Here is a 20,709-nt window from a genome sequence, read left to right on the forward strand (position 1 = left end):
CCTCTCACGAGGGGATGGTCTCGGGTCCCTGGTTGCAGTTGTGGTTGCAGTTCGTTGTCTGGCCGGCGCGACGGATCAGGGACGCGAGCGTGGCGACCATGTGCGTCTCCCACGCGGCCACCCAGGTCAGGCAGCGCTCTTCGTAGCCGCTGAGTTCGACGTCGGCGAGCGCCTCGAGCAGGACGGCTGTCTTGCGCTTGCGGAGCCGGTTGCGGTGGGTGTCGGCGTTCTCCCACCGCTGGCGGAACAGCGAGCGGTCCTCGCGGTCGTACGGCGGTGTCAGCCGGCGCGGTGGCTCCTGGATCGGCGGCTCAGTCATCGTCGCCCCACAGCGCCGAGCCCATCCGCTGCGCCGCGTCTCGGGCCACGTCCGAGCTGACGTGCGTGTAGCCCTGGGTGGTCCGGACGTCGGAGTGGCCGAGGATTTCCTGCACGGTGCGGATGTGGACGCCCTGCGCGACCAGCAGGGTGCCCGCCGTGTGCCGGGTGTCGTGCACGCGGACCTCTCGCACGCCGGCCTCCCGCAGGAGCTCCTTCCACTCGAGCCAGTCGGCGCGCGGGTCGATCGGGCGCCCGTAGGGCTGGGAGAAGACGAGGCCGAGGTCGGTCCAGAGCTCTCCGGCCTCGTCGCGCTCGGCGTCCTGGGCCGCTTTGTGTTCGCGGAGCTTGGCGACGAGGGGAGCGGGCAGGGTGACGGTGCGCTTGCTCTTGCCCTTCGGCCGCCGGAACACCAGGCCGCCGCCGTAGCGCTGCGGGCATCGCGAGGCGTGCCGGCGGCATGCGGGCGCGCACGTCGACCGGTGCAGCCGCGAGCCGCAGGCGTGCGGGTCGTCGCAGCCGTGGCGCCACTGGTTGCGCTGCAGCTGCCACCACACCTTGAGGTCGCCGGTCTCGAGGTCGACGTACTCCCAGCGCAGCCCCAACGCCTCGCCCTGCCGCAGGCCGCAGGAGAGCGCCACTGACCAGCGCGTCCCGTTCCGCCGGGGCTCGACGACGCCGAGGACGCGCTTGGCTTCCGCGAGACTGAGTTGCTGCTGCTCGAGCGCCGGCGCCGACGGCGGGTCCACGAGCTGCGCGACGTTGCGGCTGACGTGCCCGCGCCGGTGCGCGATCTTGAGCGCCCGGGAGATGATCCGGTGGGTCTTGAGCACCATCGTCGGCGCGCGGCCGGCCTCGAGCATCGCCTGATACAGCCGGTCCAGGTGTTCCGGGGCGAGGCGGTCGAGCCGGACCCCGCCGAGGTGCGGGATGATCCAGTTGCTCGCTTGGGACCAGTAGGCGTCGAGCGTCTTGGGCTGGACCTTCTGCGGCGCGATCGTGTCGAGGTACGTCGTCATCCATACCGCGACCGTCGGCGCCGTACCCGGCTTGCGGACCTCGCCGCGCTCCCGGTCGCGTTCGAGGTCCTGAACCTTCTTCGTGACGATCTTCTGCGTCCGGCCGCGCACATGGCGACGGTCCGGCTTGCCGTCCGCCCGGTAGCCGACGGTGACGTAGCCGTGCCAGCCGTCAGCGCCTTCGTAAATCGAGGAGCGTCCGTTGGGACGCCGGGGCGCCATCAGGCCACCTCGCGGGCGAGGGCGGCGACGTACGCGCGGACGGCGTCGTCCGGCACGCGCCGGCTCTTGCCGATCTTCACCGAGGCCAGCTCCCCGGTCGTGATCAGTCCGAACACGCGGGACCGGCAGATGCCGAGCAGCTCGGCGACCTCCTCGACACGCCACAGGTACTTGGTCATCAGTCCTCCTCCGTGAGCACTCGGCCCAGGTGGCCGAGCTGGTTGTGGGCGTGGTCGAGGTGGCCGGCGAGGTCGTCGACCAGGCCGCGGGCCTCGGCGAGGTGGCCGTGAGCGCGGCAGAGCGCGCCGGCCGGGTCGGCGCCGCGGTCGTCGTAGTGCTGCGCGGGCTCGGCCCGGCGCAGTCCTCGTCCGAGGTAGTCGAGGAGCTGCGGGAGCCGGTGGACGAGCTCGGCGAGGCCCCCGACGACGGCGTAGGCGTCGGGACCAGTGACGGGGCCGAGGGCGGCGTGGTTGGCGGCACGGACGGACTCGGAGGCCTGGTCGATATGCCGGGTGAGGGCGGGGTTCATCGGGTCTCCTCGGGGACGTCAGCAGCGCGGTCGGTGGCGGCACCGAGCTGGTGGGCGAACTCGCCGGCGCTGCTCGACACCGCGGGCCCGAGGGTCGGAAAGGCGGCGAAGAGCAGGACGAGGGTCACGACGCCAGAGACGAGCGCCGGCGCGGCCTTGCGGCTCTTGACCAGCAGGGCGGTGACGAGGCCGGCGATGACGACGATCGCGAGCAGGTTCACGACTCGGCCCGCCGTCCGAAGCGCTGGACGCGGTCGACGTACTCGCCGTACTCGCCCAGGTACGGGACCCGGATGCGCTGGCAGTCCCTGCCAAGTCCTGACAGGTATGCGACGCCGGGATCGGCGTTGGCGTGCTCCTGGCCCAGCGCGCGGGCGTCGGTGCCGTGGAGCATCTCGAGCGAGTCGGCCGGAACCCTGAAGCTCAGCCTCAGGGCGAACTGGTCGCGGGCGTAGCCGCCGCCGACCGCGGTGGCCTCGAAGCGCTGGGCCAGCATCAGCACGCGGAACGCCGCCTTGCGGCCCTCGCTCAGCAGCCGCAGCACCGCGGCGCGGATGCGGTCGCCGACGGGCACGCCCTCGCCGCGCTTGGGCCTCGGCAGGCCATCCGCGGCCCGCAGCAGACCGGGGAACTCCTCGAGCGGGACGAGCACCGTCGGGCACCCCGCCGAGGGCACGATCTTGTCCTGGCGCGGCGGGATGGTCGCGAGCCGGCGGTCCATCTCGGCCACGAGGTCCTCGAGCAGTACCGCGTGCGCCGCGATGTCGGCGGTGCCGGTGACCTGGTGGGCGCGGTGGATCGTGCCGTCCCAGGCGCGTCCGAGCAGCAGGCCGGTGATGTCGGAGCCGGCGATCAGGACGTCGGGCGCGGCGGCGAGCTGGGCGAGCAGCCCGTAGGTGAAGACCGACTTCCCGGAGCCATTCATGCCCTGCACGGCCAGGTGCGCGGGATCGGTGATGGCGTGGCCGAGTGTGACGCCGTCCTCGGTGCGACCCAGGACCACGGCCTCGCTCCCGGAGTGGACGACGGCCGGCGGGAGGCCGAAACCGTCACGCAGGGGGTCGGCGTCGAGCAGGTGCAGCCGCACCCAGCGACCGGCGATCGGTTCGACCCGCAGGCCGTGGGCGCCGAGGGTGTGCGCGAGCCGTGGCCCGTTCTCCTTGGCGGTGAAGTCGCGCGGCTCCTGCCCGGGCAGCAGCTCCACGGTCAGCGAGGTGGGCGGGCCGACGCGGACCTCCCCGACGCGCGGGGTGCGGATGGTGACGCCGGCAGCGACCTGGACGTAGTGGCAGATGCTCAGGCCGGTGCAGGCTTCGCGGAAGGCGCCGCGGACGGCTTCGGCGTAGGCGACGATCGACGCCTCGTAGTCCCGGCGGGCCTGGCGCTCGCGGAGCCGCCCGAGGAGCCCGGGTCCGGCTCTGCCGTCTGGCGCCCGCTCGAGGGCGTGGGTCTCGGCCACGGTCACGCTCCCTTCTCCTGGCAGGTCGAGCAGAGCGACCCGTCCACCGCGGGGACGGGGAACAGCAGCGAGCAGGCCGCGCACGCCGGCTCCCGGTCCGCGACCGGGTCGGGGACGCCGGCGAGACGCTGGCGCCGGATGGCGCGGCGCTCGGTGGGCGTGGTGGCCGCCCAGATGCCGACGTCCTGGCCCGTGTCGAGCGCCCAGGTCAGGCACTCGGTCTGCACCGGGCAGCGCCCGCACACCGGCCGCACCGCGGAGAGGTGGCGGGCGACGACCGGCGCGGTGTCGTCGTCGCTGGGCGGGAAGAACAGCTCCGGGTCGGTGTCGCGGCAAGCCGCGCGCGTCTGCCAGCTCATGACGCCGCCGCCTCGGACTGCGTGGCCGCCTCGTTCCGCCGCGGGCGCGGGGTCGTCGAGGCCAGGGCCCGGACCTCCTGGCACCGGTACCAGACCTGCGCCCCGGTCACGTTGCCGTTGCGGTCCTTCTTGTCCATCACGCCGATCTCGAAGCCGACCAGCTCGACAGGAGTGGCGGGCGCGAGGTCCTCAGCGGGAGCGCGCTCGGCGACGAGCCCGACCTTGATGATCTCGTTGGTGGCCCGACCGAACTGGCGGAAGCGGGCGACGAGCTGGGCCTCCCACTTCGGGAGGCCGTCTTTGGTGGTCTCCTGCCGGAACGCGTCGCCGAACGCGGTCTTGGGCTCGCAGGACAGGAACAGCAGCGACTCGAAGGTCGCGGCCTGGTCGATGGCGAAGTTCTGGATCATGGCTTCTCCTGGGGGTGGGTCAGGCGGACACCGGTCGGTGGCCGAGGTGGGAGAGCGCGGCGTGGCCGCGCCCGAGCGCTCGTCCGGCACCGAGCAGCCCGGCGTGGCCTTCGCCGAGCCAGGCGATGAACTCGACGAGCCGCTCGCCGGGGTCGCGCCCGGTGTCGTCGACGAGGCCCGCGGTGCCGTTGGCCATGGCGCAGCGCTGGGCGAACAGCACGACCTGCGGGAGCCGATCGACCAGCGTCACGACGGAGCCGAGCGCTCCGTAGAGACCGACCACCTCGACGAGCCCGTCCCGAGCTGCGTGGTTGGCCAGCCGCACCGCCTCGGCGCCCTCGTCCAGAGCGGCGATCAAGGGGTCAGTCCGTCTTGTTGCTTCCGGGCGGGGCACCAGTCGGCGGCCGGCTCCGGAGTCGTCATCCACCTGCACGGCGATCTCCTTACACATACGACGTCGGACGTCCGACGTCCCGTGTGTGGAAGGTAGCACGCGCCGAAGGCAACGCAAGTAGGACGTAGGACGTCCTGTCACTAGAGTGGGGACTAACGGCCACTGATAGGCCCTGACCGGCACTGGTGAGCACGAGGAGGGACTGGCGGTGGCGCTCGAGGCGGCGAAATCGCAGTACCGACAGGTCGCCGACCTGCTGCGCGAAGGCATCGAGCGCCAGGACTACGCCCCGGGCTCGACGCTGCCGGCGGAGTCCGAGCTCGCCGCCGAGTACGGCGTCTCCCGGGTGACCATCAACCGAGCCGTGCAGCTGCTCCGCGGCGAAGGGCTCGTCCGCGTCCTGCGGGGGCGGGGCACCGTCGTCCGCGCCATCCCGCCGATCCGGCGCAACAGCAGCCGCCGCTACGCCCGCAGCTCCCGCGAGGAAGACGGCAGCCGCGGCGCCTTCGACTTCGAGATCAGGCGCCTCGGTCTCAAGCCGTCGACCAAACTCGCCCAGCTCGGCCAGGTCGCACCCCCGGAAACCGCGCGCGAGGTCCTGGGACTCGAGGTCGGCGAGATGGTGCTCATCCGCAAGCGCGAGATGTTCGCCTCCGACGAGCCGGTCCTGCTGGCCACCTCTTACTTTCCGTGGGGCCTCGCCGAGCAGGCCGGGGTGACCGACGTCGACACCGGACCGGGTGGGACGTACTCACGCCTCGCAGAGATCGGCAAGGGCCCGGTGCGGTTCACCGAGGACGTGCGAGTCCGGACCCCGTCAGCCGCCGAGGAGCGCTTCTTCGCGCTCTCCGAGACCCAGCAGGTGTACGAGATCGTCCACATCGCCTACCTCGAGGACGGCACGGCCGTGGAGTACCGCGAGGACGTCCTACCGACCTACCAGTGGATCATGCACTTCGAGTGGAACGCGGAGAACGACAGCGAGGAGGCCCAGCAATGAGCCCGGCCGGCCTTCACGTCGTCAGCGCCGAACTCCCGGCCGGCGACGCCCCCAACGAGGACCGGGTCCGCGTCGGCCAGAACACGGTCGTCGTCCTCGACGGCGCCTCCGGCAGCGACACCAGGGTCACGGTCGCCGACTACGTCGACCACCTGGCCGCGGCTCTCATCGACGTCCTGGACGCCGAGCCGGACATGCCTCTCCCGCACGCCCTCGCCGACGCCATCCGATCGACCGTCGCCGAGCTGCGGCTTATGCCGGGGGAGTCGCCGTCCTCGACCGTCAGCATCGCCCGCCGGCGCGGCGAGGAGGTCGACCTCCTCGTCTTGGGTGACAGCCCGATCTACCTCGGGCCCGCTGGCGAGCTGCTCACCGACGACCGGCTCGCCCGCCTGGACCTCCCGAGCCGGACGAAGGCGTACGAGCGTCTGCGCCGGGGCTCTGGCTACGACGACGTGCACCGCAAACTGGTCCGCGCTGTCCGCGCCGAGCAGCTGCCCCTGCTCAACAAGCCCGGCGGCTACTGGATCGCCGAGGCCAGGCCGGAGGCAGGGCACGACGCCGTCACTCGAACCGTGCCCTCGAACCTCCCGTGGCTGGTGATGCTCACGGACGGCGCCGACAAGCCACTTCGTCACCTGGGCATCCCGCTCGACGACGTGGTCAGCCGCACTCAGGACGAGCTTGAGGACATGCTCCTCGAGCTGCACGAGTGGGAAGAGGACAAGGACCCGGCGGCTCTCGAGCTCCCACGGTTCAAGCAGCACGACGACAAGACTGCGGCTGTGGTGACCTTCCCGTGACCGGACACCCTATCCTCTCGGTCTCGGTCGCCGGGGTGACTCTCGACAGAGATGGCCGGGTTCTCGTGATTCGGCGGCGAGACAACGACCAGTGGCAGGCGCCAGGCGGTGTGCTCGAAGCCGATGAGACGTTCGAGCAGGGAGTAGTTAGAGAGGTTCTCGAAGAGACGAACGTCCAGGTAGAGGTTGAGCAACTAACGGGCGTCTATAAGAATCTTCAAAAGAATGTTGTAGCTCTTGTCTATCGCTGTCGGTATTTGAGCGGAACACCAACACCTTCTGACGAGGCCGCCGAGGTCCTATGGACCGATCCGGCGGAGATCATAAAACAGATGGCTCCAGCGTTCGCGGTGCGCATTGAGGACGCTCTTCGCTTAGCAGACGGTCCACCAGCAAGTCGCGCACACGACGGAGTAGCCGTCTACGGGAGCTAGCGGGTCACCACCCCGACGCGCTGATCTTGCCGTGGCCAGCGACCCGTGCCCGAGGCACTAAGAACGCCCGGCTATCCGCCGAACTAGTCGCCGCGCTTTCCTCGCGGGGCGTAGAACCCTGCCGTCGTGGAGCTCGACGCCCTCAAAGGCGGACGCGGTTTCCTCGCAAAGATCGGCCCAACGCTCCAGGCCCGACTCGTGCAGCACATGCACCAATATCGAGTCGGCCGATCCGGCCGGTCGTACTAGCAGGCACCCGCTGTCAGTCGGCTCAACTACGACTTCGCCCTCGGCGTCAAGTGAGGAGATGTAGAGCGGGTGCGTGGTGACCACAACTGGGACCGCATAGTGGAGACTCGGCGGCTCTGTGGAAGGTTTCAAATCTCTCAGAGCCCCAACCGCGCCGGACGCCGCTTGCCGAACTGCGTCGTAAGCTTCGTTCCTTTCGTCGCCCTTATCGGCGGAATTCGGACGCCCCTTCATCTGCACGATTCCATAACACGCAGGAGTCGGACCTTCAAAGAGGGGCGCCCCATGACCAAGTATCTGGTCGTGCACGCTCCCCACGAGCCGATCATCGTCAGGCTCGGCAGAAGCCGAAACGGCAAAGTTGTAGTAGCCCACCTCGATGTATTCTTGGGTGTCAGGGTCTGCGAAGAGAACCCATGGCTGGTCGCCCGCCTTGCACTCTACTATTACATATAGCGCGAGGATCGCGAGGCGTTCGGTCATCTGCATCCAGAGGACCTCGATGTCGGTTTCTCTCACGCCTCCAGTCGATGGATCAAGGTAGTGTCCGCCCTGCGTCAGCATCATAGGGTTTCGCGCCCGAAAGACTGTTGCCACTCGCATCTCAAGTGGATACCCGGTCGCGACCAGCCACTGCTTAACTTTCGACTTTAGCTCGTCGCTAGACCTATACGAATCGTTCACGACTCTCCCAACGTCCTTACTTGGTCAGCGTGAATCTACTCAACTCGATGCTGGAGGAATCGACGAGACGTGGACTGATCCAGCTTTCAGTTCTAGTGCACTAAGGGGCCGTTGGGACGGCTCAGGAGCCTGTTGACTCGTCCGCGAGGGTGTCGTCAAGCGTCATCTGGTTATCAAGTGGCTCACTCGCCCCGCGACCACCGCGCGCCCCTGACGCTGGTCCCGCGGTGCCGATGATCGTGGCGTCGTAGAGCCAGCTGATATTCGCTTCACGTTCAAGCCTTCCGGAGACGCGAAGTGCGATTTCCTCCTCGTGGGCTCGTACCGCTTCGTGATACTCGTCGGCGTCTGCCAAGCGCACCCGGAACTTTCGTCCACCCGCCCCAATGGAGTCGATACCAAATACGCCGGGACCTCCGACTTCCTTACGGGTTAGGAGATGAACGCGTCCGACCACGATGTACGCCGGCGTTGACTCCTCGGCCACAGATAGCCTGGCTGCGGCCCTCTCAAGAATTGTGGAGTCGCTTCCACGAAACTCGACCTTAAGTAGTCGGCTCTCGCCGACGTCGGCGTCAACGTCCCACTCGAGTCGAATCTCCGCACCGTCCGAGTCCTTCGTTACTCCTTGCAAGGCGGTCAGCAGGTCGTACGAGACCCCGGTGCTAACGCGGTTGTCGAACGCCCCGACGTCGTTGCTCTTCCTAGCTTCGAAAAGGGCATCTTCGGTTGACTCTAGCGCTCGCGCGATAGAAGACGTGACGTCTCTTCCAGAAGCGACTTCAAGCGATGGGAGAGCGGTCTTAGTCTCGGACTTTGAGGAAGATATAGGAATCGCTGCTTGGGCTGGTGCGTGAGCGGTCACCACGTAGCTTCCGGGGGCTGTCTGGCCCATAAGCACCGTGTCCAAGTACCTGCCAGCAAAGTGGCCGAACTTGTTGCTGAAGCGCTTGAGCTGTCCGAGATAGGTCTTTGCCCCCGCAATCAGTGTTGCCCGAGAGGACCGCACCAAATCCTCGCCGTCGCGCCAAGAAATGAGACCGGAAGGCGCTGTGCTCTCTTTGTGGAAGAAAAACGAATCGGTCGAGACCTGCACCAGTCGGGGGAGTACAACCCGTAGCCAGTCCGCCGAATTGATCGGCTCTTGCAATGTTGAGAGAGCGTCGCCCATCACTTCGCCGTAATCCGGCGCCTGCGTATCTAGAGGTACTACGAGGGACCATTTCTGTGCGATCTGTCTGTCTTCGGGTGGCCGGAGTCGAGAATACAAACCCGAACGACCGCCCGATACTGTCCAGCCACACTCTTGCAGAAGGGCAATCAATTTAGCTGGAGGTACGTCGGTGGGGGCAATCTGAGGAGTCTCACTCATGCCGGCGCCCCCGTGGACTCGATGTTGTCCAACATCCGACTTAAGGATGCGGCGTCAAAAATGTTCGCGGTTGGAATTGAGACATACGGGCGTTCAATGCCGGGTCGGGCAACTTGGCCTTCCATCCAAAGCCAGTAGCAGCAGTGTAGTATCGAGATATTCTCGTGCGAGCAGCACGTCCAGCGTTCCTGCTCGGGATGCGTCGTCATCACGATCAGGATTGCTTTCTGGGTTGTGCGGGGGATAGCCAGCTTCTCGAAGTACGCGCGCTTCGTAAACTGGTACGAGAACGTCTCCCTCGCTGGCTAGGCTTCAGCTGCGTGGTGCTCTTGAGCTGTGCCTTGACGGCGACCTCTTCGCCACCGTTCTTACCTGGACGGACAATCTCGATGTCCGAGCCATAGCGATCTTTGCGCTTGATCTCGAAGCTGCACCCTGCTGTGGCCGCCACCGCGCCTACGTAGCCCTCTTGGAGCTGCTCCATGCAGTCCGTGAAGTTCTCGTCGAACACGGGCTTCACGCGCGTTGTCGGCGGCATGCTGCGGAGGCTCGCTTCCAGAGACCGGTGGCCGAGCCGTGCGGCTCGCCGGATCTCTGTATCTACCAGTGGGCACGGAGCGTTACTAGGTCTTGACCGCGGCATGGTTGCGTGCCGCGTTGAGGAACCGTGTCGTTTGACACGAGACGTCGACGCTCGTCGTGCAAGCGTCATACGCCTCGCCTCCTCCGCTGAGTGCTGGGTACCAGCTTGGTCCGACAACGAGCTGGTGCGTAGATCAGAGGCGCCCTCTGAGCCCCTGACCTTCTCCGATGGAGACCTTCCCCTCGATCAGGTAGCGGGAAAGGACCGCTGTGAACGCCGGACCATGGTTGAGGGCGATCCAGCCACGATTGCCGTTGGTCATCAGCTGGACGCGAGAGCGCGACTTGCGGAGCTGCACGCGACCGGTGCGGGAGCAGGTGCGCGGCTTCCAGGTCTGCTGCGCGCGTCGCTGTGCTCGAGCCCAGCGGCGGGCGATGCGGCCGGCCTGGACGCCGTCCTCGGGTCGGACGACGACGGTGTGGGTGGCGCGCTCGAGGTTCCACACGCCCCAGAAGCGGCCCGGACCATGGCCCGGCTCGCGCCACCCCGCCGGCACCTCGTGCTGGTACTCCTTCGCCGCCATCAGCCCGTGCTTCGTGAAGTACGCCGCGACGCGACGAGGGTCGGTGGCCCGGAGCCCCTCCGCGTAGTCCAGCGCCGTCCCGGCCAGGTCGTGGCGCCGGCGCTGCTCGGGGTCCGGGTGATCGACGACGCCGGCCCAGGCCGCCGACAGCCAGACGGCGAAGCGCTCGCCAGTCGTCTTCGACAGCCCGTGCGGGGGAGTGCAGAGCATGTGGACGTGCGGCGCTCCGCGGCGCTGGAACTCGAGCTTCCACACGCACGACCAGTCCTCGCCCCACGCGCGCAGGTAGCGCTTCCGCAGCGCCTTCATGTGCCGCTTCAGGTCCTGCCCTGTCGGGACGACGGTCAGCCAGTCGCCGGGGTAGGTCAGCGTCACCATCGCCGGCAGCCGGCCGTCCCGGTAGAGCGGCGTGTAGTCCAGCTCGCACAGCCGGCGCGTCATCCGGTTCCGCGACTTCCGCGACCAGGCCGTGATCGACGAGCGCGGCGGTGGCTTCTCCGGCCACTCGCCGGTCGCAATGTGCGCGGCAACGTCCTGGTCCACGTCCTTCACGTGCGCCTCGTACGCCCGCTCGCCGGTGCGCTCCCGGCGAGACCAGTCGTGACAGGCGACGGCGAACATCCCCGGCCCGACCGTCAGCTCCCACCGCGGACCCTCCGCGAGCGTGCCCGCCTCCTCGGTGACCGCGGGCAGCAGCGCGGCCGCGGCGTCGACGAGCTCGGGGGAGGGGAACCGGGGCGACCACAGCGACCCCGGGTCATCTGGGACCGACGTCGATTCCTGAGCCTCCCGGCCCGATATGGCACATAGAACAAGCCCTGGCGGCCGGCCCTCGGCTGACGCCGGGGCAGCGGCCGGGTCGGACGCGGCCGGCTTCCGCCGGCCGCTCCTGTCTTCGACCCGCGCCGGCGGGCCGGCCTCGCCTCCCACGGCCGCCACCGACGACAGGGAGGGAGCGGGCGCGGGGTTGTACGTGCGCCACGGATCAGGCAGGGAGCGCCAGGACGACGGCCGGGTCATCGGAGGCCGCCGGGACGCGTGGTGGTGCCCTGGTTCGTCCTCCGGAGGCCAGGCGCTCCGCCCTGGACCCGGGCACCACCAAGGGAGGGGTCGACGCGGACGGGCAGGTGTGCGGCGGGGAGGTGGTCGCGGCGGTGTCTCTCCCTCGCCGGCGCTTCCGGGGTCTGACAGCCCGGTCGCACTCCCGCAAGGGCCACGGCGGTGCTCGAGGCGTCACCGAGGACGGAGGGTGTGGCCCTTGCCCTCGCGCGCCCGACCTGTCCGAGGCGACCCCGCGCCGCCGAGGGAGAGCCCCCGAGGCCGAGCCTTGCGGAGTACGGGACGTGTTCGTTGTGCTGGAAGAGGTGCAGCATGGTCGGCCCCTCCGTGGGACCAACCAGGGCGCCGAGACGTCGTGATCAGGACAGGCGGAACCGCGGCGGGTGATGCCCGCCGTGGTGGCAGTTCCGGTTGCAGTTCGCCGCCGACGAGGGTCGTGCAGGACCGTCGGCCGGGCCGTGGCTCAGCAGCTCACAGACTCAGACCGACGGTTCAGGACACGACCGGCTCGACTCGTAATGCGTAGGTCGTCGGTTCGATTCCGACAGGCGGCTCCACCCCGACCAGCAGGTTCCCCCTTCAGGAAGCCTGCTCCCGGTCGGCGTCGGTGCGGTTGTCCCCACCGGGGACCTCGACACCTCGCCTCGCCTCCGCCCGGGCCCTCGCGTGCGGATCGTCAGCGCAGCTGTTTGACCTGTTCGGCGACGCAGTCGCCGAGCCACCGTCCGTACTGTTCGCGTGTCCAGCCGCGCTGGTCGGTGAGCAGCAGCGCCACCTCGGGGGAGATGAGGGTCCACACCACGTCGACGGCGCGGTCCAGGGCCGGCCCCTCCGCCGTCCCGGAGAGCCGGACGAGCAGGTCTCGGGTGCCCTCGAGGCGTTCGGCCCGTGTGGCTTCGAGCAGTTCCTGCAGCTCCGGCTCGTGGGCAGCCTCGGCGAGCACCCTCAGCACCGGTCCGATGCGCTCGACGAGCTCGGCGGAGAGCACCCCGAACGTCCGGGCGGCCGCCTCGGGGTCGGGGTCGGCCAACATCCGGGTGTACTCCGACCGCTCCGCCACCGCCACGGCCTCGTGGTCGCCGACGACGGCCACGTCGTAGACCGCCTTGAGCAGGTCGGGCTTGGTCCGGAAGATCTTGTAGAGCGTTTCGCGCGAGACACCGGCCTCGCGCGCGAGCGACGCCATCGAGGTGCCGCCGTACCCGTCGCGCACGAACGCACGCCGTGCCGCTTCGACGATCGACTCCCGCGTCCGGGTCGCCTGGGTGGAGCGCAGAGGTGAGTCGTACGCACGCTTGCCCATCGCCCTCCTGACACCTACTGTATTCGTTACACACCCTGTCAGATCTGCAGGAGACCGCCATGGTCGCACACCCAGGAGCCAGCAGCGCCAGCCCGACCGACCAGGACCTCCCACACCCACGAGCGGTCCTCGTCGCGATGCTGCCGGTGACCGACATCGCCGCGAGCGCCCAGTTCTACACCCGGCTGCTCGGGCTCACCGTGATGCGCGAGTTCGTCCACGACGGCCAGGTCACCGGGTGCAGCCTGGGCGACCCACGCATCGGGTTCGCCCTGAGCCTGCGGTGGCGAGCGTCGCTCGAGGGGCCGGCGGATCTGCGCGGGGAGCACCCGATCATCTGGCAGGTCCGGGACGCCGCAGCGCTCGAGCGGTACCGCCGCCACGCCGCCGCGCTCGGCCTGAGCCCCACGTCTCGCCGCCACGACGACGCCGACCTGGTCTCCGTGATCGACCCCGACGGCATCGACGTCCTCGTCGGGGTCCCGGTGCGGCCGTGGGGCCACTTCCGGGGCTACGAGCTGACCGCCGACGGATACCGGCACAGCCACGACCGGCCACTGATCGGGTGTGACGAGGGCACCGCGGCAGCCGGGCCGTCGACGCCCGCGTCCTCGTCGCCGACGCCGGCGCCGGGGTGACCGGTGGCTCCCGCGCCGGGCCGCTGGATCCGTACTCAGTACGGATCCGTGGCCGCGGTCGCGTCGCCAGGATCGAGCCATGACCGAGACACGAGAGATCACGACCGACCCCAGCCGACCGAGGAGGACCACCATGACCGTCGTCGATCGCAGCGCGACCCCTGGCGCTGCGCCCCGTACCGCCCCGTTCCGCTCCGGGAGGCCCCGAGCGCCGGGAGACCCGGCGCCCGACCTGCTCGACTACCGGGTGGTGCACCGGGCGATGACGCGCGACCTCGCGCGGCTCGCGGCGGTGGCCGACGAGCTCGTCGCCGCTCCCGACCGGCGCCGTCTGCGGCTGTTGCGCCGCCACCTGCACGGGATGACCGTCGAGATCGTCAACCACCACCGGGTGGAGGACGACGACGTGTGGCCGCTGCTCGAGGCGGTCGCGGGGGACCGGACGGCCCTGGTGGCGCTGACCGAGGACCACGAGCGCCTCGATCCCCTCCTCGCCCGGGCCGGCGAGCTGGCGGTCTCCGACGTCGCGACCCCGCAGCTCGCGGCGACCCTGCACGAGCTCGCCGACCTGCTCGCCCGTCACGTCGCCGACGAGGAGCGCGACGTCTTCCCGATCATCGCCGAGCGGGTTCGGGTCGAGGACTACGCACGTTTGCAGGAACGCTTCCGTGGCACGTTGGGGCTCGCGACGCTCACGTTCGTCGTGCCCTGGGTGGTCGGGCACGCGACACCGGCCGAACGCCGCGTGCTCCTCGCCGACGCCCCTCCGGCGCTCCGGGTCATCCTCGCGCTCACCGAACGCCGCTTCCTCACCCGAGCGGGGCGGCTGTTCGGGAAGGGCCTCTCCCCGAGGGATCGCCGGATGGTGATCCTCATGAAGGTGGTCACCCGTGCGCAGGTCGCCATCGTGCGCGCCACCCACGGACGGCGGGGCCATCGGTGGATCGCGGGCACCGAGGTCGTCGCGCTCACGACCACCGGTCGGCGCAGCGGGCAGGCTCGCACGGTCATGGTCCTGGCTCTCCCCGACGGCGACGACCTGTTGGTCGCCGCGTCCCACGGCGGGGTCGACCGTGAGCCGCCGTGGTGGCTCAACCTGCAGGCGGAACCGCACGCGCGAGTCGCGCACCGGGGGGAGCACGTCGACGTCGTCGCCGAGGAGGTCGGCGACGACGAGTACGCGGCGCTCTGGGCCCGCTTCGTCGCGGCCTGGCCCGGCTTCGAGGGCTACCGGGCCAAGGTCCGGCGCCGCATCGCGCTGGTGCGCCTGCGACCGAGCCGGACGTGACTGCGGATGATCATCGCGCCGGCCGGTACCGGGACGCCACGCCCTGCGCGCGCTCCAGCGACTCCTTCCACTCCTGGGTGCTCAACAGGCGCGTCGTTCGACCCGACCGGGCCGCTCCTCCCGCGCCGATGGTGAGCGCCACGCTGGCCGCCGCCGTGTCGTCAGGCGCGTCGAAGACGATCACGACGTCGTGCTCCCCGAGGGGATGACCGGCGACCACGACAGTGACGCCGGCAGCCTCGTAGAGGTCCCGGGTGGCCTCCAGGCGGTCCTGGGGCTCGCGAATCTGCGCCGCCAACGACTCAGCCGTGTAGGCGGCCTCGTACATGTACAACGGCATGATCGACCTCCGCAGGTGGACTCCGACCGGATTGCTGTGATCCAGGTCACGATCGTCGTGTTCCCGAGGCCGCGCTGTCAAACACGGGAGAAGCCGACGGGCGCCGCGGAGGCACGCTCGTGGTGCGGGTCGTGGTGCGAGTCGGCGGCCCACGATGCTCAGGCGGCTCCACGCGTCGCAGGCTGACGCAGCGTGTCCGTATCAGCCCGTGCCCTGATCGTCTCGGACGGTCAATCCCCCGTTCAGGCGCGTCGGCGTTCCGGGGCCGGCGCGTAGCGTCACCCCCCCTCCGCGTCGGCAGCCGCCGTCGGACGGCGGACGAGCGGTGGTGGAGGACCGAAGATCGGGGACGGGACGATGACGGTGACGGCGGTGCGGCCGGACGGCTCGCAGGAACAGCTGGCGGAGGACATCCTCCAGGAGCTCCAGGCGCACTTCCGCGGCGCCGTGGTGGCCCAGGACGGGGTCAGGGACGCGGCCGACCCGCGCCCGCCGTGGAACGCCATGGCCACCGACCGACCGGCCCTCGTCACCAGGTGCACCGGCACCGCTGACGTCGTCGATGCGGTGACCTTCGCGCGTGAGCACGGCCTGCTCGTCGGTGTCCGGGGCGGCGGACACTCCGTGGCCGGACTGTCGACGGTCAGCGACGGCATGCTCATCGACCTGTCGGCGATGCGGGGCGTCCAGGTCGATCCCGTGCGGCGGCTGGCGCACGTGCAGGGAGGTGCCCTGCTCGGTGATGTCGACCGCGAGACGCAGGCCTTCGGGCTGGCCGTTCCCCTGGGTCGTGTGTCGGAGACCGGCGTCGCAGGCCTGACCCTCGGTGGTGGCTACGGCAACCTGAACGCGAAGTACGGCCTGAGCTGCGACAACCTCGTCGAGGCCCAGGTCGTGACCGCGGACGGGCGCGCGCTCACGGCGTCGGCGGAGGAGAACCCGGACCTGCTCTGGGCGCTGCGCGGCGGCGGCGGGAACTTCGGCATCGTCACCTCGTTCACCTTCCGCCTGCACCCCGTCGGGCCGATCGTGGGCTTCGCGGGGACGTTCTACCCGCTCGCCGACCTCGCCGACGTGGAGCGGCGGTGGCGGGACTACGCCCTCGATGCTCCCCGGGAGATCACCACCTTCATCGTCACGATGACCTTCCCCGCGGCCCCGGGCATGCCCGAGGTCATCCACGATCGTCCGGTCGCGATCGTCGGTGCGGTGCACTGCGGCAGCGACGTCGACGCCGCGATGGCCGATCTGCAACCGCTCCGGGAGCTGGGCGCACCGCTGTTCGACATGTCCCAACCGATGCCGTACACGGCGGTGCAGTCCGCGTTCGATCCCTTCTTCCCCCGCGGCGCGCTCCGGGCGTACTGGAAGTCGCAGTACCTCGAGCGGCTCCCCGACGACGCCATCGACGCGATCGCGGCACGCGCCCTCGACCGGCCGGGGCCGATGAGCCTCGTCAACACCTTCCGGCTCGGTGGGGCCGTCCACGACGTCGGCGCCGAGGAGACGGCGTTCCCGGAGCGATCGTCGCCGTTCATGGTGTCCTTCGACAGCATGTGGACCGATCCTGCGCAGGACCACGCGGCGGTCACGTGGACCCGCTCGGCCTGGGACGAGATGACCACCTACGGCACCGGCGTGCCGTTCCTGAACTTCACCGGCATCGCGGACGAACCGCTCGACGCCGGGGTCGGCACTGCCTTCGGTCGCAACCTGCATCGGCTCCGGCAGATCAAGAAGATCTACGATCCCGAGAACTTCTTCCGCCGCAACAACAACGTGATACCGCTCGACTGAGGACACGGGCTGGTCCGCGACGTCGACAGGGTCGGCCGAAGCCATGCTGCGCGTCTCCCTCCTGGGGGAGCAGGTCATCGTCGACGAACGCACCGGCGAGCTCCGGTGTGGTTCGTCGCGAACGGTCGCGCTGGTCGCCTACCTCGTCGCACACGCGGGAGCACCGCAGAGCCGGCAACGCATCGCCGGTCTGTTCTGGCCCGATTCCTCCGGGCCGCAGGCCCTGACCAACGTGCGACGCGAGCTGCACCAGCTGCGGCAGATCCTCGGCGACGAGATGTCACTGGTGGTGACGTCGAGGGACCTGACCTGGCGCGACACCCCGGGGTGCCGGGTCGACGTCCGCGAGTTCGCCCTGCACCGCGCAGCAGCGCTGGCCTCGGATGTCGACGCGACGATCGTCGCGAACGCGGCGAAGGCGCTCGATCGGTATCGGGGCGAGTTCCTCCCGGGACGGCAGGACGAATGGGTCCTGGCTGTGCGTGAAGAGCTCGAGCGTCAGTGCGGGGAGCTGTGCGATCTGCTGTCCTCGACCCGGGCACGCACCGGCGACCTGGCGGGAGCGATCGAGGTCGCCCGACGGCGGGTCCAGCTCCGGCCCCTGGAGGAGGTCGGCTATCGGGCCTTGATGGAGTGGCAGGCCGAGCTCGGTGACCGGGCGGGTGCCGTGAGCACCTTCCATCGATGTGCGTCGGTACTCGAGCGCGAGCTCGGCGTCGATCCGGACCCGTCGACCCGGCGGGCTGTGCAGCGGCTGTTGGCCAGGGATCACGGCGACGTCGAGCCCGCCGTGACGCGTGCCGGGCTCAGCGGCTCGGAGCTCATCGGGCGGGCCCACGAACTCGGGGTGCTCGAGTCGCTGTGGCGGGAGGCCGCCGCTGGTCCGCGGCTGGTGCTCGTGTGTGGTGATGCCGGTGTCGGCAAGACCCGCCTCGTCGCCGAGCTCGCCGAGCTGGCGCGGGCCCGGGGTGGCGTCGTGGCGAGCACCCGCTGCTTCGGTGCCGCCGGGCGACTGGCCCTGGCGCCCGTCGCGGACTGGCTGCGTCACCCGGCGGTCGAGGCCGCCACGACGAGGCTGGAGCCGGTCTGGCGCACCGAGGTCGAGCGGCTGGTGCCACCGTTCGCGGCGGGTGGAGCCGCCGACGGCGGCGCCCAGCCCTTGATCGACGCCTGGCAGCGTCACCGCTTCTTCGAGGGGCTGGCACGGGCGCTGATCGAGGTCGGCCGTCGGACCCTGCTGGTGCTGGACAACGTGCAGTGGTGCGACCAGGAGACGCTGGCGTTCCTGACCTTCGTCCTCGGCCTCGACCCGGAGGCCCCCCTGATGGTGGTGGGGACGCTCCGCGCCGACGACTCCGGCCCGGCAGCGGTCGAGTGGGCCGCCAGGATGGGAGCGACCGGTCTCCTCACCGAGATGACGCTCGAGCCGCTGCACGCGGCCGCCACCGCGCAGCTCGCCGAGACGATCTCCGGCAGGTCGATGAGCGAGGAGGAGGCGACGCTGCTGTACGCGGCGACGGCCGGATACCCGCTCTCCGTCGTCGAGGCCGTGCGGGCCATGATCGACCGGCACGGTACGTCGGCGCCGGACCGCGCCCTCGGTGCCGTCCTGCGCAGGAGGCTCGCGCAGGCGACGTCGACGGCCCGCGAGGTCGCCGGCGTGGCGGCCGTGGTCGGGACCCAGGTCACGCTCGACCTGCTCACGGAGGCCGCTGACCTCGAGGCGGTCGACGTGGTCCACGGCGTCGACGAGCTCTGGCGGAGGCGCATCCTGCGCGTGCGCCACGACGGCTACGAGTTCTCGCACGACCTGCTCCGGGACACGGCCTACGAGATGGTCAGCCCGGCGCGTCGGTGGTTGCTGCACCGGCGGGTCGCCCAGGGTCTCGAGCTCCTCCACGCCGCCGACACCGATGCGGTGTCGGTCCAGCTCGCGGAGCAGTACGCGCGCGCCGGGCGCCCGGAGCGGGCGGTGGTGTACTACGGACGGGCGGCGGAGATCGCCGTGAAGAGGTCCGCGCACGTCGAGGCCGTCCGGCTGCAGACCGCCGCGCTCGACGCCGTCAGCTCCATGCCGGAGGGCCGGGCCCGGGACGGGTACGAGCTCGCCGTCCTCGAGGCGATCGGCGCACCGCTCAACGCCGAGCACGGCTACGCGTCCCCGGAGCTCCAGCGCGTGGTCGAACGGTCGCTCGCGCTCGCGGAGTCCCTGGGCCGTCGGGACTCGGCGCAGCGCGCCCTGGTCGCGCTGTGGACATCGCGGCAGGTCCAGGGACGCATCGCCGACGGTCACCGCGTGGCGAACCGCGCCCTCGCCATGGTCGACCCTGATGCCGAACGGAGCGGTCCGGCCCATTTCGCCGTCGCCGGCGCCGCCTTCAGCTGCGGGATACCCGCCGCCGCCGCGCGCCACTTCGAGCTCGCCGCCACGCTGTCGGGCGACCGGCACGTGCTGAGCGTCGGCGCCCGCCCGGACGTGTACGGGCGGGCGTGGGCCGCGCACGCCTACTGGCTGCTCGGGCAGGACGACGCGGCACTGGCGAGCTGCCGCGCCGCCGTGGCGCGGGCCCGGGAGATCGACCACCCCTACACCCTCGCCGCCTCGCTGGCCTACGCCGGGATCACCCACCAACTGCGCGGAGACGTTCCCGCGATGACCGCCGCCGTCGCCGAAGCGCGCGACCTGTGCGACCGGTACGGCTTCGCCTACTACCGCGAGTGGGTGCTGATCCTCGACGGCTGGTCGCGCGGCGACGCCTCCGGCGCAGCGATCACCGAGCGCGGCATCGACAACCTGCGGGCGGAAGGCTCGCTGAGCCGGATGCCGTACTGGCTCTCGCTGCTCGCCGACCTGCTGACGGGACTCGACCGACACGACGCGGCCAGGGAGACCCTGGACGAGGCGATCGCGGACGGTCTGGCTCGCGACGACGTCTGGTGGATGCCCGAGGTGATGCGGATGCGATCTGCCCACGACCAGCGCGAAGCGGCGGTCGACCGACTGCGTTCCGCCGCCCGGATGGCCTCCGCCCACGGCAGCGTCGCCCTGCTGCAGCGCTGCACGGACGACCTCGCGCGCCGCGGCGTTCGCCCCGTCACCGACTGAGCGAACGCTGCCCGAGCGCACGGGACCCTACGGTCGCCTCCCCCGGGGATCAGGAGGACAGGCCGTGACGATCAAGCTCTTTCCGGCGCCCCCGCGCATCCACGGCGATGCCGAGGCCCTGCCACCGCACGAACGGTCCCGATTCCGCGCGGCGGCGTGGCACGCCCGCCGCATCTACCCCGGGCCGCTCGGCGAGCTCGTGTCCCGGGAACTGAGCGCCTACGCCGAGTTCGGGTACCGCCTCAGCAACGACGGCCTGATCCCGCGCCTGGCCACCGCCGTCCTGGCGACACGGGCCGATCCCGGTGGGCCCGGGTCGACGCTGCCCTGCCACCAGCATCGCCCGGAGCCGGCCACTCGGCATGCGTCGAGAGTGCCGTAGGCGCGGCCGAGCAGGTCAGGCCCCCGCCGCGTCGAGTCGGGCGCGCACCGCCGCCATGCGGGCGGCCAGTTCGTCCTCGTCGACGACGTTCCGGGTCACCAGCGAGTGCGCCAGGGCGACGAGCTGGTTCTCGGGGTAGGGCAGCGACGCGTACACCTCCCGGGACATCCGGTCCTCGTCGTCGCGACGGGTGAGCAGGGGCAGGGCCGCGCCCTCGTCGTCGAGCGCGTCGCAGGTGGCGTCGAGACGCGATTTCCAGGGCGGCAGCGGGTGGGTGACGTGGTACCGCGCCGCCATCCGGTCCCACGTCTGTCCGCGCTCGACGATCTGCTCCAGCGCCCGCACGCGGACGGAGGAGATGTCGTGGTCGGTCGTCAT

At 70.3% G+C, this 20,709-nt stretch carries 24 protein-coding genes; 8 read left to right on the top strand and 16 right to left on the bottom strand.

All coding sequences use genetic code 11. The features are described from left to right. Positions 1-4: 4 nt before the first annotated feature. Genes PH190_RS17955 through PH190_RS17995 form a run of 9 tightly spaced genes read right to left on the bottom strand, consistent with a single transcriptional unit; the run spans position 5 to position 4,674 of the window. Positions 5-319: a hypothetical protein gene (locus PH190_RS17955; protein WP_274232894.1), complete on the bottom strand. Its 315-nt coding sequence runs from the start codon at positions 317-319 to the stop codon at positions 5-7. Further along, complete coding sequence (locus PH190_RS17960; RefSeq protein ID WP_274232895.1) at positions 312-1,559, bottom strand: tyrosine-type recombinase/integrase; 1,248 nt, start codon at positions 1,557-1,559, stop codon at positions 312-314. Before PH190_RS17960 ends, PH190_RS17955 begins: the two co-directional genes overlap by 8 nt. Continuing rightward, positions 1,559-1,738: a helix-turn-helix domain-containing protein gene (locus PH190_RS17965; RefSeq protein ID WP_274232896.1), complete on the bottom strand. Its 180-nt coding sequence runs from the start codon at positions 1,736-1,738 to the stop codon at positions 1,559-1,561. Before PH190_RS17965 ends, PH190_RS17960 begins: the two co-directional genes overlap by 1 nt. Next, positions 1,738-2,088 (bottom strand): hypothetical protein, encoded by a 351-nt coding sequence (locus PH190_RS17970; protein WP_274232897.1) that lies wholly within the window; start codon positions 2,086-2,088, stop codon positions 1,738-1,740. Before PH190_RS17970 ends, PH190_RS17965 begins: the two co-directional genes overlap by 1 nt. Beyond that, complete coding sequence (locus PH190_RS17975) at positions 2,085-2,309, bottom strand: hypothetical protein (protein ID WP_274232898.1); 225 nt, start codon at positions 2,307-2,309, stop codon at positions 2,085-2,087. The genes PH190_RS17970 and PH190_RS17975 overlap by 4 nt, the downstream gene beginning before the upstream one ends. After that, entirely contained in the window at positions 2,306-3,553 is a 1,248-nt protein-coding gene (locus tag PH190_RS17980; RefSeq protein WP_274232899.1) for a hypothetical protein, read from the bottom strand. The genes PH190_RS17975 and PH190_RS17980 overlap by 4 nt, the downstream gene beginning before the upstream one ends. Beyond that, entirely contained in the window at positions 3,550-3,906 is a 357-nt protein-coding gene (locus PH190_RS17985; RefSeq protein ID WP_337993829.1) for a WhiB family transcriptional regulator, read from the bottom strand. Before PH190_RS17985 ends, PH190_RS17980 begins: the two co-directional genes overlap by 4 nt. Continuing rightward, positions 3,903-4,316 carry a hypothetical protein gene (locus tag PH190_RS17990; RefSeq protein WP_274232900.1) on the bottom strand — a complete coding sequence of 138 codons (414 nt, stop codon included), beginning with the start codon at positions 4,314-4,316 and terminating at the stop codon, positions 3,903-3,905. The genes PH190_RS17985 and PH190_RS17990 overlap by 4 nt, the downstream gene beginning before the upstream one ends. 19 nt (positions 4,317-4,335) lie before the next feature. Then, entirely contained in the window at positions 4,336-4,674 is a 339-nt protein-coding gene (locus PH190_RS17995) for a hypothetical protein (protein ID WP_274232901.1), read from the bottom strand. A gap of 244 nt (positions 4,675-4,918) precedes the next feature. Between PH190_RS17995 and PH190_RS18000 the strand changes: the two genes are divergently transcribed. Genes PH190_RS18000 through PH190_RS18010 form a run of 3 tightly spaced genes read left to right on the top strand, consistent with a single transcriptional unit; the run spans position 4,919 to position 6,947 of the window. Further along, the gene (locus PH190_RS18000; RefSeq protein ID WP_274232902.1) at positions 4,919-5,710 is read left to right on the top strand and encodes a GntR family transcriptional regulator; all 792 of its coding nucleotides are present in this window, start codon (positions 4,919-4,921) and stop codon (positions 5,708-5,710) included. Further along, on the top strand, positions 5,707-6,513 hold the full coding sequence (locus PH190_RS18005; RefSeq protein ID WP_274232903.1) for a PP2C family serine/threonine-protein phosphatase: 807 nt from the start codon (positions 5,707-5,709) through the stop codon (positions 6,511-6,513). The genes PH190_RS18000 and PH190_RS18005 overlap by 4 nt, the downstream gene beginning before the upstream one ends. Beyond that, a complete protein-coding gene (locus tag PH190_RS18010) occupies positions 6,510-6,947 on the top strand; it encodes an NUDIX hydrolase (protein WP_274232904.1) in 438 nt (145 codons plus the stop codon). The genes PH190_RS18005 and PH190_RS18010 overlap by 4 nt, the downstream gene beginning before the upstream one ends. A 57-nt stretch (positions 6,948-7,004) precedes the next feature. Here PH190_RS18010 and PH190_RS18015 read toward each other — a convergent pair whose 3' ends face one another. The 5 genes from PH190_RS18015 to PH190_RS18030 all read right to left on the bottom strand — a co-directional run bounded on the left by PH190_RS18015 (position 7,005) and on the right by PH190_RS18030 (position 12,780). Next, entirely contained in the window at positions 7,005-7,880 is an 876-nt protein-coding gene (locus PH190_RS18015) for a hypothetical protein (RefSeq protein WP_274232905.1), read from the bottom strand. A 121-nt stretch (positions 7,881-8,001) separates the two neighbouring features. Further along, complete coding sequence (locus PH190_RS18020; protein ID WP_274232906.1) at positions 8,002-9,051, bottom strand: hypothetical protein; 1,050 nt, start codon at positions 9,049-9,051, stop codon at positions 8,002-8,004. Between the two features lie 415 nt (positions 9,052-9,466). Next, on the bottom strand, positions 9,467-9,964 hold the full coding sequence (locus PH190_RS30840) for a DUF4365 domain-containing protein (protein ID WP_420791669.1): 498 nt from the start codon (positions 9,962-9,964) through the stop codon (positions 9,467-9,469). Between the two features lie 64 nt (positions 9,965-10,028). Further along, the gene (locus tag PH190_RS18025; protein WP_274232907.1) at positions 10,029-10,970 is read right to left on the bottom strand and encodes a rolling circle replication-associated protein; all 942 of its coding nucleotides are present in this window, start codon (positions 10,968-10,970) and stop codon (positions 10,029-10,031) included. Between the two features lie 1,183 nt (positions 10,971-12,153). Next, positions 12,154-12,780, bottom strand: coding sequence for a TetR/AcrR family transcriptional regulator (locus PH190_RS18030; RefSeq protein ID WP_274232908.1), 627 nt, complete (start codon positions 12,778-12,780; stop codon positions 12,154-12,156). A gap of 59 nt (positions 12,781-12,839) precedes the next feature. On the opposite strand from PH190_RS18030, the gene PH190_RS18035 reads away from it, so the two are divergent. After that, complete coding sequence (locus tag PH190_RS18035; RefSeq protein ID WP_274232909.1) at positions 12,840-13,418, top strand: VOC family protein; 579 nt, start codon at positions 12,840-12,842, stop codon at positions 13,416-13,418. 133 nt (positions 13,419-13,551) lie between these two features. Next, complete coding sequence (locus PH190_RS18040; protein WP_274232910.1) at positions 13,552-14,706, top strand: nitroreductase/quinone reductase family protein; 1,155 nt, start codon at positions 13,552-13,554, stop codon at positions 14,704-14,706. Between the two features lie 10 nt (positions 14,707-14,716). Here the strand turns inward: PH190_RS18040 and PH190_RS18045 are convergent, their stop codons facing one another. Beyond that, on the bottom strand, positions 14,717-15,046 hold the full coding sequence (locus tag PH190_RS18045; RefSeq protein WP_274232911.1) for a GYD domain-containing protein: 330 nt from the start codon (positions 15,044-15,046) through the stop codon (positions 14,717-14,719). A gap of 357 nt (positions 15,047-15,403) precedes the next feature. Between PH190_RS18045 and PH190_RS18050 the strand changes: the two genes are divergently transcribed. From PH190_RS18050 to PH190_RS18060, 3 genes are all read left to right on the top strand, one after another. Next, positions 15,404-16,843 carry an FAD-binding oxidoreductase gene (locus PH190_RS18050; protein ID WP_274232912.1) on the top strand — a complete coding sequence of 480 codons (1,440 nt, stop codon included), beginning with the start codon at positions 15,404-15,406 and terminating at the stop codon, positions 16,841-16,843. A gap of 43 nt (positions 16,844-16,886) precedes the next feature. After that, on the top strand, positions 16,887-19,949 hold the full coding sequence (locus PH190_RS18055) for an ATP-binding protein (protein ID WP_274232913.1): 3,063 nt from the start codon (positions 16,887-16,889) through the stop codon (positions 19,947-19,949). A gap of 64 nt (positions 19,950-20,013) precedes the next feature. Continuing rightward, positions 20,014-20,331 carry a hypothetical protein gene (locus PH190_RS18060; RefSeq protein ID WP_274232914.1) on the top strand — a complete coding sequence of 106 codons (318 nt, stop codon included), beginning with the start codon at positions 20,014-20,016 and terminating at the stop codon, positions 20,329-20,331. A 15-nt stretch (positions 20,332-20,346) separates the two neighbouring features. Here the strand turns inward: PH190_RS18060 and PH190_RS18065 are convergent, their stop codons facing one another. Then, on the bottom strand, positions 20,347-20,709 hold the full coding sequence (locus PH190_RS18065; protein WP_274232915.1) for an SH3-like domain-containing protein: 363 nt from the start codon (positions 20,707-20,709) through the stop codon (positions 20,347-20,349).

It is taken from the genome of Actinomycetospora straminea (assembly GCF_028737255.1).
Classification (GTDB): Bacteria; Actinomycetota; Actinomycetes; order Mycobacteriales; family Pseudonocardiaceae; genus Actinomycetospora; species Actinomycetospora straminea.